The 18,388-nt window shown below is 65.5% G+C and carries 10 protein-coding genes; 2 read left to right on the top strand and 8 right to left on the bottom strand.

What is annotated here, in order from left to right; translation table 11 throughout:
- Window positions 1-30 precede the first annotated feature (30 nt).
- The 5 genes from AOT87_RS03745 to AOT87_RS03725 form a co-directional block, all read right to left on the bottom strand.
- Window positions 31-435, bottom strand: coding sequence for a holo-ACP synthase (locus AOT87_RS03745; protein WP_057965097.1), 405 nt, complete (start codon window positions 433-435; stop codon window positions 31-33).
- Window positions 432-9,686, bottom strand: coding sequence for a type I polyketide synthase (locus tag AOT87_RS03740; RefSeq protein WP_057968585.1), 9,255 nt, complete (start codon window positions 9,684-9,686; stop codon window positions 432-434). Before AOT87_RS03740 ends, AOT87_RS03745 begins: the two co-directional genes overlap by 4 nt.
- Window positions 9,687-10,590: 904 nt before the next feature.
- Complete coding sequence (locus tag AOT87_RS03735; RefSeq protein ID WP_057968583.1) at window positions 10,591-11,313, bottom strand: glycoside hydrolase domain-containing protein; 723 nt, start codon at window positions 11,311-11,313, stop codon at window positions 10,591-10,593.
- A gap of 109 nt (window positions 11,314-11,422) precedes the next feature.
- Window positions 11,423-12,244 carry an alpha/beta hydrolase gene (locus AOT87_RS03730; protein WP_057968586.1) on the bottom strand — a complete coding sequence of 274 codons (822 nt, stop codon included), beginning with the start codon at window positions 12,242-12,244 and terminating at the stop codon, window positions 11,423-11,425.
- A 72-nt stretch (window positions 12,245-12,316) separates the two neighbouring features.
- On the bottom strand, window positions 12,317-14,065 hold the full coding sequence (locus tag AOT87_RS03725) for an alpha/beta-hydrolase family protein (protein WP_109398672.1): 1,749 nt from the start codon (window positions 14,063-14,065) through the stop codon (window positions 12,317-12,319).
- 263 nt (window positions 14,066-14,328) lie between these two features.
- Here AOT87_RS03725 and AOT87_RS03720 point away from each other — a divergent pair, with 263 nt between their 5' ends.
- Complete coding sequence (locus tag AOT87_RS03720; RefSeq protein WP_030094967.1) at window positions 14,329-15,069, top strand: TetR family transcriptional regulator; 741 nt, start codon at window positions 14,329-14,331, stop codon at window positions 15,067-15,069.
- A gap of 7 nt (window positions 15,070-15,076) precedes the next feature.
- On the opposite strand, the gene AOT87_RS03715 is transcribed toward AOT87_RS03720, so the two are convergent.
- Window positions 15,077-15,772 (bottom strand): sensor domain-containing protein, encoded by a 696-nt coding sequence (locus AOT87_RS03715; protein WP_057968584.1) that lies wholly within the window; start codon window positions 15,770-15,772, stop codon window positions 15,077-15,079.
- A 134-nt stretch (window positions 15,773-15,906) separates the two neighbouring features.
- Between AOT87_RS03715 and AOT87_RS03710 the strand changes: the two genes are divergently transcribed.
- The gene (locus tag AOT87_RS03710; RefSeq protein ID WP_030094965.1) at window positions 15,907-16,362 is read left to right on the top strand and encodes a MaoC family dehydratase; all 456 of its coding nucleotides are present in this window, start codon (window positions 15,907-15,909) and stop codon (window positions 16,360-16,362) included.
- On the opposite strand, the gene AOT87_RS03705 is transcribed toward AOT87_RS03710, so the two are convergent.
- On the bottom strand, window positions 16,363-17,487 hold the full coding sequence (locus tag AOT87_RS03705; RefSeq protein ID WP_057969641.1) for an AI-2E family transporter: 1,125 nt from the start codon (window positions 17,485-17,487) through the stop codon (window positions 16,363-16,365).
- Between the two features lie 102 nt (window positions 17,488-17,589).
- Window positions 17,590-18,387 carry an ABC transporter permease subunit gene (locus AOT87_RS03700; RefSeq protein ID WP_057969625.1) on the bottom strand — a complete coding sequence of 266 codons (798 nt, stop codon included), beginning with the start codon at window positions 18,385-18,387 and terminating at the stop codon, window positions 17,590-17,592.
- Between the last annotated feature and the right edge of the window lies 1 nt (window position 18,388).

Raw genomic sequence — 18,388 nt, 5'->3', positions numbered from 1 at the left:
GACTCGCACTCGGCGAAAAGGGAAGCCAGGCTAGGAAGGCGATTCGCCTTCCTGTTCCAGAACGACGAATGCCGCCGCGGTGTCGCCGTCATGCGTCAGAGTCACATGCACCGTCATATCGGCGAGGTACTCGGCGATCGCCCCGGAAAGCCGTATACGGGGGCGGCCCCAGGTGTCCGTCACGACCTCGATGTCCCGGTGGATGTTCTCCGGTAACACCGGCCGCTGCGAGTACCGCGACCCCGACCACGCCTTGATGACGGCCTCCTTAGCGGCCCAGCGGGCAGCCAAGTAGCGCGCCTCTCCACCAGTCTTCGAGGCCGCGTCGCGCCGCTCCCCCGGCGTGAACGCGGACCCGAAAGCCGTTCCGGGACTCGCTAGTTGCTCTCCGAACTCGGAGATGGTGACCAGGTCGATCCCGATACCGACAATCACCGGTGGTAGACCTCGTCCTCACTCAGGCGCGAACCTGGATCAAGCAGCATCGACGCTTCCTGGCGCTTCTCCGACTCATCGTGGTCATGGTCGAAGCGACGTCCGTCCGGCCGCTCGTACATCGGGCGGCCGCCGGCCATGGCGGAGGCCAGGCGACGCTGTCCGGCGAGAACACGCCCACGCGAGCGCTTCTCGTAATCTTCACGATCCTCCGGACGCAGCGAGGCGATGAACGCCTGCGGATGCACCAGCGCGACCAGACCCGACACGTGACCGAAGCCCAGGCTTGTCACCAGGCCCGCCTTCAACGGCAGCTTCTCCTTGAGCGGCAGCGACTCGCGCAGCCACACGAAGTGCTGGCTGGTGGCCAGTTCATCGTCGACACAGTCCAGGCTGCGGTTCGGCGGAATGACGCCGTCGCGCAGCACCTGGCACAGGCCAAGCATCTGGAACACCGCGGCGCCGCCCTTGGCGTGGCCGGTCAGGTTCTTCTGCGAGATGACGAACAGCGGCGCACCATCCGAGCGCCCCAGCGAGGCGGCTAGCCGCTCATGCAGCTCGGTCTCATTGGGATCGTTCGCGAGCGTGGACGTGTCGTGCTTGGAGATGACGGCGATGTCGTCGGCGGTCACGCCCAGCTTGTTCAGCGAGCGCGCCAGATCCGAATCCCTGCCACCGCGGCCGGCCGCGAGCGCGCCCAGACCCGGAGCCGGGATGGAGGTGTGCACACCGTCACCGAACGACTGTGCGTACGCGACCACCGCGAGCACCGGCAGACCCATCTTGAGCGCCAGATCACCGCGTGCCAGCAGCACGCTGCCGCCGCCCTGCGCCTCGACGAACCCGAGGCGACGACGGTCATTGGCCCGCGAGAACCGCTTGTCCGCAATGCCCTTGGCTCGCATCATCTCGGTGTCGGCGGTCGCGGCCATGTCGCCGAAGCCGATGATGGCCTCCAGCGTCAGGTCGTCGAACCCGCCGGCCAGTGCCAGATGTGCCTTGCCGAGGCGGATCTTGTCGACGCCTTCCTCGACGGACACCGCCGCGGTGGCGCACGCGGCCACCGGGTGGATCATCGAGCCGTAGGAACCGACGTAGGACTGCACCACATGCGCGGCAACGACGTTCGGCAGCACTTCCTGCAGGATGTCGTTCGGCTTGTTACGGCCCAGCAGGTTTCCGTGGTACATGGTCTGCATCGAGGTCATGCCGCCCATACCGGTGCCCTGGGTGTTGGCCACCTGGCTCGGGTGTACCCAGCGCATCAGCTCGGTCGGGGTGAAGCCCGCCGATAGGAACGCATCCACCGTCGCGACCATGTTCCACAGCGCCACCCGGTCGATGGAACTGACCATGTCCGGGGTGATGCCCCAGACGGTGGGATCGAAACCGGTCGGAATCTGGGCACCGACGGTCCGCGACAGCTTGGTCTTGCGCGGCACGCGAACCTCGGTACCCGACTTGCGGGTTACCTGCCAGTCGCTGCCATCGGCCAACGGCTGGATCACCGTGTGCTCGGGGTCCCACTTCACGAACTCGCGAGCCTCGGCCTCGGTCGACACCGTGAAGGTGAAGTCCTTGTCCAGGAACACCGAAACCAGCAGTGGCGAAGCGTGATCGGGGTCGATCGCACCGTCGTCGACGAACTCGCGGACACCGATGTTGGCCACCACCTTGTCGTGGTAACGCTCCACCAACTCCGATTCCGGCACCAGTTCACCGGATTCGGTGTCGTACCAACCGGCCTCGGGATCGTCCTCCCACTTGACCAGTCCGGTGGTCCACGCGAGTTCCAGCACGCCGGCGGCCGACAGTTCGTCGTCGACCTCCATCTCGTAGCGGGTCCGCGAGGAGCCCAGCGGGCCCAGCTCGCCACCGCCGACGATGACCACCAGATCGGCCGGGTCGACGTCGAGGTCGGCCCATTCCGGAGGCAGCGTCGAGGTGTAACCGCGCGGCGGAGACGGCAGTGCCGCAATGAGGTTCGGGTCGTCCTCCTCCTCGGCGGACGCGGCGGCCTCGGCCTTCGCCTTGGCCTCCATGTCCTCGCGGGCCTTGGCGGCCAGCTCGGCCATGTCGAGTTCGACCTCGGCCAGCCCACCGGTGAGGTCCTTCTCGACCGGTGTCTGTGCGGCCTGCACGCGTGCTTCAGGTGAGCACAGCGCCAGCAGCATGGATGCCATGTCCGCGGTGGAGTACGTGGTGACTCCCGCCTCTTCGACGGCGGTGACGATGGCGTCGTTGTGACCCATCAGCCCGGTGCCACGGGTCCAGCCGATCAGCGCGTGCGCCAGGCTGACTCGCGACGCCCACGACGACTCCGCCTTCCAGCGGGTGACCAGTGCATCGAGCGCCGCCTTGGACTCGCCGTATGCACCGTCGCCACCGAACATGCCGCGGTTCGGCGAACCCGGCAACACCACATGCAGACGCGAGGCGATATCGCGCTCAGCGCCAATGGCCGACAAGCCACCGATGAGCCGCTGCACGGCCCACAACAGCACCTTCATCTCCATCTCGGCACGCGAACCGGCTTCCGACAGATCCCCGACCACCTTCGGTGCGGCGAACGGGAACAACAGCGTCGGGGTCTGCGCGTCCTTGAGGTGGATCGACATCGGCCCAAGGCTTTCGGACTGCTCGGTGCCCACCCACTGCACCAGCGCGTCGATATCGGCGTACGAGGCCATGTTGGCCGGTACGACCCACAGCTTGGCGCCGAACCGCGCACTTTCGCGGTACAGGTTGCGGTAGAACGCCAGCCGGTCCTCGTCAAGACGCGAGGTGGTGGCGACGACCGTCGCGCCACCGGACAGCAGCGCCGCGACCACGGATGCGGCGATCGAGCCCTTGGAAGCACCCGTCACCACCGCGACCTCGCCGCCCCACTTGCCCTGCTCGGGGCTCTCGGCGCCGGCGGCGATCCGCCCGTACAGCGAGGCGTGCACGTTGCGGCCCTGTGCCAGCGACTTGCCCTGCCACCAATTGGCCTGAGCGCCAACGGCATGCCCGGCACCTTCGAAGCTTTCGGCCAACTGTGCCCACTGGCTGTCGATCTCACCTTCCTCGGTGATCCACAGGCGCGCCAGATCCTCGCGGGCGCTGGCCCAGCGGTCGTCGAACAGCACGGCCTTCTTGCCGTCGAAGCTCGGCGCCACCAAACGCGGCCAGTCCGAACCCAATTCGGCCGAAACCAGCTCGATGAGCTCGGTATCGGTCGCACCGTCCGAGGTGGCGATCGGGGCCGACAGACCCAGCTGGTCGAGCACCAGACGTGCGGCCGAGGCGAGAACGCCGTCGCGACCGGTGATCTGGTCGGTGAACTCGCTCAGCGCGGCAGCGTCGACGGTCGCACCGCCGCCTCCACCGGCCGAGGGCAGAGATACCCCGACGCCACGGCGCGCGGCCACTGCCGCAACACCGGCGTCGATCGCGGCATCGACGGCATTACCGTCCGCCAGCGTGCTGGGTGCCAGGCCGCCGAGGTCGCCACCGCGGACGCTGGTGCCCTCACGGGTGCCCAGCGCCAACTCGACCGTCACGTGCTTGACCCAGCCCGGACCCAGTTCCCAAGTCTTGGTGATCCGCTCGGCGATGGCGGCCGGACGCTTACCCGAGGGGCCGAAGACCGTCTTGAGCTGATCGTTGATCGAGTCCGAAAGCACTGGGCCGAACGGCTTGTAGGTACGCGCCAATTTGGTGACCTGCACCCGCAATCCGGACAGGTCCGCCTCGGCGGCACCGTCGATAGCGCTCAGGTTCAGCTCGGAGCCCAGGTCGACCAGCAGCTGGTTACGACGCGAGGACGCACCGTCGGTGAGGCTCTCGATGGAGTCCACCGGCTCGATCTGATCGATGCGCATCTTCGTCGAGAGCGCGATCAGCGCAAGCGTCGCATCGGAGGCGTCGAAGCCGATGTCCTCCGGACGCGGGCCGCCCGACGGCGCCGCAGGAGCGGCAGGTGCCGCGGCCGGTGCAGCCTCGGCAGACGCCGCGGCCGCGGTGCTTTCCGCGGGCTCCTCGATTTCAGGCTCGGGCTCGGGATCGCTGTCCGTTCCGAACAGCACCGCGTGATCGCGCTCGACGTTGAGCACCTCGATCGAACTGTGGCTGTACTCGGGCAGTTTCAGGGTGTTGTTGGCCAGACCGGCGACGGTCGGCATGGACTTCACGCCCACCTCAACGAAGCGCTCCACACCAAGGCCGCCGGCGGCCTCCTCGGTGAACAGCAGATCCTGGGTCTCGATCCACCGCACCGGGCTGGCGAACTGCCAGGCGAGCAGCTCGATAAGCACCTTGCGGCACAACAACACCGGCTTCTCGTTGCGCCAGGTGTCGTAATCAGCCAGCACCTCGTCGAGCGGTTCGGCGGGAACCAGATCCCGGATCTCCTGGATGAATTCACGATCCAGGGTGAACGGCTTGGGCACCAGGTTCGGGATGTACTTCCCGATGATCAGGTTCGGGTCGCCGTCCATGGGCAGCACCCGCTCCAGTGAACGGCGGAATTCGGCAACGCCGACCCGCAGCACCTCGGAGTGGAACGGCACGTCGATGCCCGGCACCATGATGAAGGAGCGCCGGCCACCGAACTCTTCGCGACGCTTCTCGACCTCGGCCTCCAACAGCTCCAGGCCGCGCACTGTTCCGGCGATGGCGTACTGCGAGCCCCGCAGGTTGAAGTTCACGATCTGCAGGAATTCTCCGCTGTGTTCGGCGATCCCCGCGACGAACGCGCTGACATCGGCGTCCTCCAGCCCGATCTGCGACGGGCGGATCGCGGCGAGGCGGTAGTTGCTGCGCCCCTGCTCATCTCGCGGCACGATGTCGTGCATCGCCGACCCGCGGTGGAACACCACCTCGAGCAGACCATCCTGCGGAATGACGCCACTGACGGTCGCCAGCGCGGTGTACTCGCCGACGGAGTGACCACACGTGATCGCATCCTCGACGAACGAACCGGATTCCTTCATCTCGGCGATCTGCGCGGTGGCCAGAGTGGCCATCGCCACCTGGGTGAACTGCGTCAGGTACAGCACGCCCTCGGGGTGCTGGTAGTGAACGCCACCGGCGATGAGGCTCGTCGGGTTGTCCTTGACCACATGCAGCACGGAGAAGCCGAGACGCTCGCGGGTGAACTTGTCGGCGTTGTCCCAGACCTTGCGGGCGGCCTTGGAACGTGAACGCACGTCCATACCCATGCCCTTGTGCTGGATGCCCTGCCCCGGGAAGGCGTACACCGTCTTGGGGGCTGCGAGCCGAGCGGTCGCAGACATCACCAGGTCGCTGCCGACCTTGGCTTGGATCTCTACAACCTCTGCGCCGGAATCGATTCCGACACGGTCAACCCGAACGTCAACCTCGTCTCCCGGCTGCACCATCCCCAGGAATCGCGAGGTCCAACCGACCAGCGTGCGCGGCGGAGTGCTGGAGCCATCGGCCGAGGTGACCACGTGCTGCGCGGCGGCCGAAAGCCACATGCCATGCACGATCGGTGATCCCAGTCCGGCCAGCAGCGCGGCCGACTTATCGGTGTGGATCGGGTTGTGGTCGCCCGAAACCACCGCGAACGCCCGCATGTCGGTGGGCGCGAAAATCTTTGCGTCACGACGGCGGCGACGAGTGGTGTCCGCCTCGTGCTCGGAAAGCGCACCACCGGCACGGACCGGGTCGGTGAGTTCGGCCGCCCCGTTGCGGCCCAGAATCGCAAAGCGCTCCTGCAGCGTCGCCAACACGGTGCCATCCGCTGCCGCCACGGTCACGTCAACCGGTACAACCCGGCCGACCTCGGTGTCGGTCGCCACGGAAGCCGTTGCGGTAACAGACAGTTCGGCTGCTTCAGCGGGGAGAGAGGCGATCAGGTGGGCGGCATGGTCCAGGTGCACCAGCGAGAGCAGACCCTCGATGACGCCCGTACCGTCCGCGGTCTTGGCATCGCCAATCGCGGCGAACACCGCGGGCCAGCACAGGCCGACCAGCGCGTCGGGCACGGTCGACGACCCGGGCGCCAGCGGCGCCGGAAGGACGGCGGTAACGCCGGTGTGGTCGGCAACGCGCTCCGGATCCCACTGTGCGACAACACGTGCCGTGCCGTTTTCCACCAGCGGAAGGCCGGCCGGATCTTCGGCGCCGGCGGCAACCGCGAGCACGGTCCGCATGGCGGCGCCAGCAGCTTCAGTGGTGACCACCGGGGTACCACCGTCGCGAGTGGTGGCAGGCAAGGTCAGATCGATATCGACCCAGATGCCGGACAGCGGCACGCTCAGGCGCACCGAGTCGTCGCCGGTGACCTCCAGGCGTGCACCGGTCGACGGGTGCGACGCGGTGCGGTCCTCGAAGACCTGCCAGGCACCATCCGGGGCGATCCGATGCACCGGGTTGACGGCAATTCGCCCGGACCACAGCACATCTGGGGCATCCAGGACGGTCGCCAATGGGCCCTCGACATCCCAGCGGCGACGCAGCCGCGAGCGCACCGGCAACGGTTCGGCACCGGTTGCCACGACCTCGTCGATCGCGGTCTGCTCGAAACGGTTGAGCAGCTCGCCCACCGGCTCGTCGACCCGGGTGATCCCGGCCACCGCGGCGGTGCCGGGGATGATGCATACCTGCTCAGCGGTGTAGCGCGCGTCGTGGGCCTGCCACAGGGAGTCGCTGCGCCACCAACGACGCACATCCTTGTCGATGACGGGTACGAAGTTGACGGGCTTACCCAGTGTCTTGCACAGCGCGACGAAGAAGGGGACGTCAGCCGGGTGCAGCTTGACGGCCGCCGCCTCGGGGTAGCGCTGCAGCAGTGCCGCGATGGCATCGGCAGGGCGTTCCAGCAGCGTCTCGTCGGCGAACAGCGTCTCGACGGGACCGGATTCCTTGGGGTGCAACCGCGCCTCTGCGCGCTTGAGCATCTGCTCGAAGCGATCGCGCCACGTGATGTCCAGCCACGGCGAGTGCGCCACGGCGGTATCGGCGGTGCTGTCGCCGTCACCGATGGACAGCTCCACATAGCGGTTCAGCCACTGCGCATACGTCATTTCGGCCGCATCGCCGAAGTACTGCTTGGCGGTCAGCTCCATCGCGGCGATGATCTCGTCGCGACGCTTGGCCACCGCGTCGGCATCACCGGCGACATCGTCGAGTAGGCGGCCGCAGCGCGAGGCCGCGTTGTCGATCTCGTGAATGTCGGCGCCCAGCTGGCTGCGTCCGGAGGCCATGCCGCCCTGGGCTTTTCCGGCGGGAACCCACTCAGGCGTGCCTTGGGTCTCGACAAGCATCTGCTTGACCGACGGCGAGGTGGTGGCCTCCAGCGTGGCCATGGCCGCGGTACCGACGAGGATGCCGTCGACCGGCATCAACGGGAAACCGAACTTCAACGCCCAACGGCCACTGAGGTATTCGGCAGCTTGCTCGGGAGTTCCGATTCCACCACCGACACAGACGGTGATGTTGGAACGCGAGCGCAGCTCCGAGTATGTGGCCAGCAGCAGGTCGTCCAGGTCTTCCCAGGAGTGGTGCCCTCCGGCGCGGCCACCCTCGACGTGCATGATGATCGGCCGGGTGGGCACCTCGGCGGCGATACGCACCACCGAGCGGATCTGCTCAACCGTGCCCGGCTTGAACACGATATGGGCGAAGCCGATGTCGGTGAGTTCGTCGATGAGTGCGACGGCCTCTTCCAGCTCGGGAATGCCTGCGGTCACCACGACACCGTCGATCGGCGCACCGGCCTGACGGGCCTTCTGCACCAAGCGCTTCGAGCCCACCTGCAGTTTCCACAGGTAGGGATCCAGGAACAGTGAATTGAACTGGATCTGGCGACCGGGTTCGAGCAGGGCGGTCAGCTCTTCGATGCGGCTGCTGAAGATCTCCTCGGTAACCTGCCCACCACCGGCAAGCTCGGACCAGTGACCCGCGTTCGCGGCGGCCGCAACAATTTTGGCGTCAACCGTTGTCGGCGTCATACCCGCCAACAGGATGGGCGAACGTCCGGTGAGGCGGGTGAACTTGGTGGAAAGCTTGACCGAACCGTCGGGCAGCGACACCACGGTGGGCGCGAAGCTGGTCCAGGCCCGGGCAACCTCGGGAACCGCACCGTGCATGAACAGGTTGCGCTGCCCCCCGCGCGTGGCGGTGGGCACAATCCCGATCCCCAGGCCACGGATCACCGGCGCGGTCAGCCGGGTCAGCAGGTCTCCGGGACCAAGATCCAGGATCCAGCGGGCGCCGGCGTCGGCGACATGGTTCACCTCGTTCACCCAGTCCACCGGGGTGACAAGAATGGCCTCGGTCAGTGCCTTGGTCAGCTCGACATCCAGTCCCGCGGCGGCCGCCCAGCGGCCGGCGATCTCGACACCGTCGGCCAGACGCGGAGTGTGGAAGCCCACCTCCACGTTGACCGGGTCGAAGACCGGGCTGAACACCGCGCCTCCGCGCACCTTGTCCTTACGCTCGGCGGCCTCGCGATCGGCGATCTGCTCGCAGTAGAGCTCGAAACGCGACAGCTGATCGGGGGTGCCGGTGATGACAACGGAGCGGCGACCGTTGCGGATGGACAGCGCGGGCGGCTGCACGGTACGGACATCCTGGGCGAACTCGTCGAGGAGCGCCTTGATGCGCTCGGGGTCGACATTGGTCACCGACACCATCGGGGTGCGGTTACCGCGCACCACAATGCCGCGGCGGCGCGCGACCAAGGTGGCCGCCGCACCCACGAGCTGGGCGATGGCCAGCAGCTCGACATCGCGATCGCCGTGCGCCTTGAGCGCCTCAACGGCGAGCACGCCCTGCGAGTGCCCGATGACGGCGACAGGCGGAAGCTGGGCCACATCCAGGCCCTGGATCTTCAGCGCGCGGACGGCGGCCAGCTGGGCCAGCAGCACGCCGGGCATAGAGACCGCGGCCGAGGTCAGCTGGGCAGCGGCGGGTACCGGCTCCTCAGCGGTCAACGCACGCACCCAGGTGAGCGGCGTGAAGCCGACAGGGCGCACCACCACGAGTTCCTTGGCGACGGGCTCCAGGCGCAGCTCGGCCTCGCCGGCAAGGGTGGCGAGCTCCGATTCGATACCGGCCGAGGCCGCCAGCTCCGCGAGCGAGTCCAGCCAGTCGCTGCCCTGGCCGCCGAAGGCCACTGCGTAGGGCTCACCGGACTCCAGGCGGTCGATCAGCGCGGGACCCGCGCTGGGACCGGGATCGACCGCACTGTTCGCGTCGGGGTCCTCAGAGCTGGTCACCTTGTCGTATTCGTTGATCGTCACGTCGCCGCTACCCGTCTTTCCATCAGTCATGAATCCAGCCGCGCCCGTGTCGTCGTCCTTGTCGATCGGGAGCGTTGAGGCACGTTCATAGGCACCATCACCGCAGGTCTGGATTTAAGAGTGTCATAAGAGGGGTGACGATTTCTTCTGGCGTAATAGTTACTGCCGAGTTCTACGCGAGAGTAACCACCGCTTACGTAACAGCAGGCCGCACGCTGGCTACTGACCGCCGAATCAAACGCGCTGCATGCAGGTGGTTACGGTCGAGTAGGTATAACATCGCAGATCAGACATCGATTGTTATCGAATCGTTATGTTAGATTCCGATACCGCCGAACGTGTTCGCGCGTGTCGCGCACCACGGCCACAAAGAGGTCGTCGTGGCCTCAGAAATACAGGACACGTGTCACAAGTTTGCTGGCATTGCGACGCAGCGCCGACTTCTGTGACGGGTGAGACTGGTGATGTTTGTCCAGCTACGCATCCACACGCCCGAAGCCATGCCACGTGCGGGCGCGCGGGAGGCCGCCGATCCGTCGGCATCTGCCTCGCCAGCGCACGGCCCACCCCGCGCGCCATGGGCTGAAATCCACGGTCCATGGCATCGAGTTGACCCGAACGGCCGAGGGCGGTGCACGCCGTGGACATATCGGGAAATCATGGCACCCGACCACTTCATCGGGCGCCTCGAGCCCTCGATCGACTAGGCAGTCGTGCGGGGCATCGGCGTGCTCAACCGCGAGGCAGTAGCCGAAACATCAAGAAACGCAATCATCCCCGCTGCTCACGGCGCGATGTCTTCCGTCATGACCGGCCTCGTAGCAGTGTCTGGTGTCCCGACGTGTACACGCCATGGCTCGCAGCGCACGATCATCCACGCGCCCGCCCCTGACGAGGTATGCGCTCAGACCCACTGCCCGAAACTGGGCTTGAGAATGTCGTTGAGGTCGACACCGATTCCACCAACTTGACGCTTGTCGATCTCGAACTGATGCAGGTGCGCCTCAGGGTGAACGAAGCCCTTGGGACTTCCCCAGTTGTGCTGCCAGAAATACGAGCACAGCCCGTCCTGCAGCGCCCAATCAATGGTCTTGGAGTTGCCATACAGCCCAGTGCGGGCATGGCCGACCACGGATTCCCAGGCCCTCAGATACGGCGCCACCTGATTCTTGTACTGCTCGGGCGTCGGGTTGTCGTCGATGGAGACGTATATCGGCACGTTGTAGGAGCCGCCAGCCGCGACGTGCAGCTGCCAACCACGCTGCGCGTGCCTGATCCCGGCCTCCTGGCCGCCCAGCCAGTCGGCGGTGTCCTGCTTTCCGTACTGGTAGTTGGAGACGATCTTCAAACCGGCCCGATAGAGATCGCGCGCCTCGGCGAGCTTGATGGGTTTGCCCGCCGACAGCCCCGGGCTGCGCGGATCTGATACGTACCGAATAGCACCCAAGTGCCCCGCTGCCTTGATCGATTCGGGAGTCGGGACACCGCCGGCGTAATCGATGAGTGTTCCCAGTGAGGCCGCATTCGCGCGGGGGGTGGCTACAGCCGAGGCGGCACCACCCAGCGCCACTGCGGCCGGCATGACCGCGGCGTATTTGAGGACATCCCTACGGGATATGGACACCACTGTTACCTCGCAAGGCCGTTCCGAGAACTTTGAAGAACTCGAGCCTCAGATTACGACAGCTACCTCAACAAACACGGCAGCCACGCTTGTCACATACGACACAGAGGGTCTATGCCCCCGCCATCCGAAATACCTCGTCGGCGATCAATCGCGGTTCGGTGAGGACTATCTGATGCCCGGATTTGCGGGCCACGACGTGGCGCGCTCCCAGCCGATGCGCGGTCAATTGATGAGCAGCGTTCAGCTCCGACCGCGTCTCCTCGTTGAGAAACTCGGCGCGGGCTCCCGATATGACGGTGACGGGGATGCCGTTGACCATCGGCGGGTTATCACGCAACCCCGTCAGCCCTGCCACAAAGCGCCGGTCCTCCTCGTTGGCGGCCCGCCCGGCCCGCCACGTGAGATCTTCGGCCGTCATGTCGTCGACGACGTCGCGCGGCATCCGCGGCATCATGCGGCGGACGATGTGCGATAGCAGACCCACCCGCCCCAGCGCATCGAGCGCCGCGCGATGCATGGTGCCGAGGATCTGGAGGCCGAGTGAGGTCGGCCGGAAGTACGAATCCAGGTTCTCGTCGGAGTGATCGACGAGAATGATCCCCGCGATGCGTGACGGATCGGCAGCGGTCGACGCCAGTGCGATGGTTCCGCCGTAACTGTGGCCGACCAGGATGTACGGACCCGGTCCGAGCGCCGTCAGCAGTGCATCCAGGTCCCCGGTGATGCGCTCCAGTGTGCGCGGTTGATCATCGTCGTCGCTGCGCCCCAAGTTCGCACGGTCATAGACCACTGACCGAAAACGCTGGGCGACAAGGGGTTGCACAAGCCCCCATGCCGACCGCGAAAATCCCATTCCCGACTCGAAGACCACTGTCGGGTCACCGGTTCCGGCGACCATGTAATGCAACGCACGCCCGTCGGCGGTGCTCACGTAGTTGCTCGACCCCAGGGTGTGGCTCACCCAGCCCACCGTACGGAACAGCCGCCGCCCAGGCGCGGGCCGCTACTCCCCCGAGCGCAGCAGCGGCCGCAGCCGTTCGGTCTTCTCCGGCGTCCAGCCCGGAGGCTGCAGAATCGCCGCCCAGGCATCGGCCACGGCTCTGACGTAGACATGGCCATGCCCGTCGGGAACATCGACCGCCACGGCCATATCGGCGGACACCTGCAAGAAGGTGACAAACGGAATCCACTCCATGCTGGGCAACACGTCGTAGCCGCGAGGTTCGCGCAGCCAGTCGGGCTTGCTCAGGATGAGGTCGGAGTTCCACCACGCGATCGGATCCGACGCGTGCTGCAGATAGACAATGCGCGGGCGACCCCACGGATCGGCGGGCCGTTTGAGATCTTCTGGGCGCGAAGCGAATCGGACGTTTCTTCCGTTGTCGTAAATGGGTAGCACTTCCGGAGAACCGTCGTCGCGGTTGTGGGTGGCTTCCAGCCACATCGTGTTGTTGAAGGTCGGGCCGGAGAACAGCGCACCGTCAGTGCGGGCCACGATGTTGTTGACCGACAGGAACGGTGCCTCACCGCCGAACGACCCGAGGCTCTCCCCGAACACCACGAGCTTGGGCCGCATCCCCTCCGGCATCGCGCGGACCCGTGCCGAGACGGCTTCGAACAACGCTTGTCCCGCCTGGCGCGCGTTCTCCTTGTCCACCAGGAACGAGAGCCAGCTGGGCAGAAACGAGTACTGCATGCTGACGATGGCGGTGTCGCCGTTGTACATGTACTCGAGGGCGTCTGCCTCGGCTTCATTGATCCAGCCGGTTCCGGTGGTGGTAGCCACCGCGACCACCTTGCGGTGCAGGCCTCCCTCACGTTCCAGCTCACTGGCCGCCAGCTCGGCCGTGGCCTTGATGCTGTCGGCCGATTCCATACCCGCATACGCCCGGATGGGCTCGGTGGCCGGAGCCTTGTTGAACGCCGAGAGCTCTTGTGTGGTGGCACCGCCTCCGATGAACGCGCGGCCCTGGTTACCCAGCGAAGCCCAAGAGACCAACGAGCCCGGCCCGCCCGAGCGCAGCGCCGTGGTAGGCGCGGGGTTGTCCGGGTTCTCCTCGTTGTTCACCGCCGAGAAGGTGTTGTTCAAGAAATCCATCGCGACCCTGACGACAACCCCGTTGATGAGTGCCATCGCAAGAACAACAACCAGTGTGACCGCAACCACAGCCGAGACACGTTTGGGGGCCACACGATTGAGCCGTTCGATGAGAAACAGAATCAGATGGCGGATCTGCTGGCCGATCTCGACCAGGATGAACAAAACGAGGATAGACATCGCAGCGGTCTGCGGGTGCGCCCAGAAACTCAGCCGCGGCACACCCATGAGGTCGCGCACGCGGTCCTGCCAGAAGTGGAACCACACGATCATCAGGGCGGTGCCGATGATCCCCACGACGATGAGAATCCACCACGCGATACGCGGCGCCTTAGGACTCGCATCCTGCGACCGCATGTACCGCACCAACCACACCGCCAGCACACCCAGCGCGTACCCGATGGCGCCCGAGCCCCCACTGACCAGCGCCTGAAAGAGCGGTCCACGCGGAAGCAACGAAGGAGTCATGGACAGCCAGAGAAAGACCAGGCCCACCGCGGTGCCGGTGAAGGTGTACTGCCGCGCCCACCAGTGCCTCTTCCCTGGCTTCTGCACAGCGGTCTCCACCGCCGGTTCCTCTTCGATATCGCTGTCGATATCCCTGTCGATTGCCATCGCCACACCCTTCTCGATGCCGCCAGCTGCGAATGTCAATGGTGCCTGCACGTCGCCGTACCGCACAGAGGTATTACCAGATCGGCGACACGTCGCGGTCGCCCTGCGCGGCGCCACCACCACCGGAAACTCCCCCGCGCAAATCTCTGAGGCGGATCGGCCGACACCGTCGCAGCGAACTGTGCACGACGGGGAGGCGACCGCCCACCCAGGTCTCTGCGGTATTCTGCCAACTTGCTATCAGGGCGTTTGTCCATAGGGCGGGGCAGATCGACGCAACGGGGGCACGACGAGGATTACACATGCGACATGCCGGTGTCGGCCGCGAGGCCAGGACGACCAGCACCCAAAGCCCTAAGCGGGAACGGCGGCGCCGCGGCTCCATCACCGCCGAGGACATCATCGCCGGAGCATTCGAGCTTGCCGAGGAAATAGGGATCTGTGGGCTGAGCATGCCGCTGCTAGCGAAGCATCTCGATGTCGGTGTGACCAGTATCTACTGGTACTTCCGCAAAAAGGGTGAGCTTCTCGATGCGATGACCGACCGCGCCACCAAGCAGTATCACTTCGCCGCACCCTTCGTTGGCGACGAAACCTGGCAGGACGCCCTGCGCAGTCATACCCGCCGAATGCGGCAGGCGTTCCGGGAACGTCCGGTGCTCGTTGAGCTCATCTTGATGCGCACCAGCGAGCTCAGTGCCGAGGCGTTGCAGGCCAGCATTCAAAACCTGGAATCGCTTGTCCAAACCCTCATCGGCGTCGGATTCAGCCCGGATAACGCGCTCGATGTGTACTTTTCGCTGTCGCTGCACATCCGGGGCATCGTGGTGCTTGAGCACATGGACACCGTCATGCCCGCATCCGGTGAGGCTCGCAGCGTGGTGCCGAACGCCTCGCTGGCCCCTACCCTGCATGATCTGGCGTCCCGCGGTCATTCGATCGCGACGATCTCTGACGCCAACTTCGACTTCACCGTCGATGCCATCATCGAACGGGCCGAGAACCTGCTCGCCCAGGACATCGCGGCGCGCGAAGCGTCCTGATCGGCGCTCAGACCTTGGAGTTGAGCAGCTCCTCGATCTTCTGGAGCCGCTTGTCCGACAGCGCCTTGTTGTCGATCGATCGATCCGCCGAACAGGTGACCAACTGCGAGATCACGTTTGCCTTGGCGATCACGGTGAACTCGCAAATCCATTGATCGCCATCGAGATTCGTCGACCAGCGGACCATGTCCGGCGAACCAGGGACCACCGGGCCGGGCGTGACCGTACTGCGTTTCTGATCATCCCCCCAGGCAGCTACCGAAAGCTGACATTTGGAGACGGTGGTGCGCACCGACTCGAGGAATCTCGACGCCTGGAAATCACCGGGGTAGGTAGCCGACACCTCGAGGAGTTGGTGCTGGTTCGGGTACTGGTTATCGGTCTGCGTCCGCGCTTCGCGCCCCGTGTAGTTCGTGGGGAAAAGCGGATGACGGCCATATCCGACGACCCCCTGGCATTCGGCAGGATCGGCACCGATCCATAGAACCGACTGCATATCGGTCTCGAACAGCGGCTTTCCCGGCGTCACGCTCAACGATTGCGCGGGAGTGAGTAGCTGATCGAGCTGAGCGGGCTGGATGGGTCCCGCCGATACAGATGCCCGATCGGCCGTCGCCTCGCCGTCGACCCCACGTTGGCAGGCCACCACCCCAAGCAGCAACGCGACCACCAGCGGCACCGACCACCTCATGTCGGCAAACATTACCCGCATGTACCGTGCTGCCGGATTTCGGCATTGTCCCGTGGCAGGCATGCGATCTCGGGTAAGAAGGGTCCAGCCGGCATGAGAAGTCGGTAATGCGATCAGGCACCACGACCCGAAAAGGAGTGCGCGGTATGTCCACCAAGCTGGCGACACCACAGGAGCTGCTGTCCCTGGGCAGAGTCGAATTGGGTACCAGCAGTTGGGTTCAGATCACCCAGGAGCAGGTCAACGAGTTCGCGGATGCGACGGGTGACAGGCAGTGGATTCACACCGATACCGAACGCGCCAAGGCCGGCCCGTTCGGCGGGACCATCGTGCACGGATACCTCACGCTCGCACTCGCCCCGGCGTTCCTGGACGAGGTGCTTGAGATCGCGTCATATGACGCCGTGCTCAACTACGGCGTGAACAAGGTGCGGTTCCCTGCGCCCCTGCACGTGGGAGCACGGGTACGCGGACATGTCACGTTGCTGTCGGCCAAGTTGCGCGATAAGGGCACCGTTGAGGCGACGTACGGCATCAAATATGAGATCGAAGGCAAGGACCGGCCGCCGTGCGCGGCCGAGAGCGTGTATCTGTACCAGTAGTCACGCCTCGTCGAGCGCCGGGAACAGCAGTTCCCGCGCAAGCACCTGAACCGCCGCAGCGATCGGAATCGCGACCAGCACGCCGACGATGCCGAGCAGCGCACCGCCGATGAGCACCGCGACCACCGTGACCCCTGCCGGCACCTTGACTACACGCCCAATCACCTTGGGCGTCAACACATAATCCTCGAACCAACGGAATCCGACGTAGAAGGCCAAGGTGCCGGCCGCCACCGGGATGGACACCGTGAGCGCCACCGCGGCAACAACGATGCCCGCGACGGTCGATCCGTAGGGAACGAGGTCGAACATCGCGACCAGTACGCCGAGTAGCACCGCATAGGGCACATCGAACGCGGCGCACCAGATGAAGGTGGCGACCCCGGCGATGATCGAGGTCACCACATTGCCGCCGACATAGGCCCCCACCTTCGCGAACACCTCGTCACCGATGAGGACGGCTCGTGGCCTACGCGAGTGCGGTACAAGGCGGTACACCGTGGCACGGATGCGGGGCATGTCGACGAGGAAGTAGATGGTCAACACCGCGACGATGCCAAGGTCCGCGAGCGCGCCGAAGACGGCGGTTCCGGCGCGCAACAGATCCGAGAACGCGGTGTCGCCTTCGCGGTTGACGAACTCGCCGATGTGGCGCTGCACATCGAACCGATCGTTGATTTGACCAATGAATGACGAATGGTCCTGTGCCGCTTGAATGTAGCGAGGAGTTTGGTGCACTAGCTGAGTTCCCTGCTCCACCAGCGGCGGGATCGCCGCGGCCAGGAAGGCGGCCAGCGCCCCAAAGGCCCCCAGCACCACCACCGACACTGCAGCCCAGCGCGGGCATCTGTGGTTGACCAACCATGACACCGCCGGTTCCAGCCCCAATGCGACGAACATCGCCAGCCCGATGAGAATCAACACCGAGGACATGGCCGCCAAGAGATGGACGACACCGTAGGTCACGGCCACACCGGCCGACGCCATCAGCCCGACGTAGAACGGAGCGTGACGGTTCCAGGTGGTACCACGGCGGCCGAGCGGGTGCTGATCCGAACGTATTTGTGCCGCACGGCGTTCCGCCTCAGCGATCGGACCTTCATCCTCGCTGTGGGGCTGTGCCACCAAGCGATGGTGGCCGTCGCCGGTATCTGCCAATGCGTACCCGTCTGGTGATGTGGACAGCGACATCATAGGAGCGACGGACCCGCTTGGAGGCAGTTCGGCCTAGCGAAGTGCCGCCTTCCCGCGAACCCTGCCGACCACGAGCAGCGCGAGTAGCGTCACCAGCAGCAGCAGCGTCGTGGATGCCGCCGCCGAGAACACTTGTCCACGGTCCGAGAGACCGAAGATGGTCACCGGCAGGGTTCTCCACGTGGCCGGATAGACCATCACCGTCGCTCCCAACTCTCCCATGGACAGCGCGATCGCCAGTCCGGCGGCTGCACCCAGTGACGGCATCAGCAGCGGCAGCGTCACCTTCACGAGTACCCGCCCCGGCCCCGCGCCCAACGACTCCGCCACGTGACGGTAGGCCGGATCAAGACGTTCCAGCGCCGCCGCAACGGAACTGAAGGCAAAGGCCAACACAAGTGCGGTATGCGCAAGGATCACAATCCATTTCGTTCCCCCGAGCAAGAAAGGGCGTTCGTTGAAAGCAATCAGCAATCCCAGACCGATCGCCACCGACGGAATTGCGATCGGTAGGTGGAAGACGACATCAATGGCTCTCCGAAACCATGGCGGCACCTCACGCACACTCAATGCGGCCCAGGCACCGAGCACCAACGCGAATGCACTCGCGATGAGGGCCGTCTGCAGACTGACGGCCAAACTGGCGAGATCATCCCCGCTGAGCGCCTCCTCGAATCGCTCAAACCCGAGCTGCGAGGGCAACGGGCCAGTCCACGCGCCGGCGAATCCGGCAAGCACCACGGTGGCAATCGGTGCCAGGAAGATCACGGTGACCGCAGCCACGAAGCACGTCCACAGGATAAGTCTGCTCCGCCTGCTCCACAGCAGCATG

It is taken from the genome of Mycobacteroides sp. H003 (assembly GCF_001440135.1).
GTDB classification, from domain to species: domain Bacteria; phylum Actinomycetota; class Actinomycetes; order Mycobacteriales; family Mycobacteriaceae; genus Mycobacterium; species Mycobacterium gwanakae.
The sequence above is the reverse complement of the archived record's forward strand: the minus strand, read 5'-3'. Positions and strand labels throughout refer to the sequence as shown.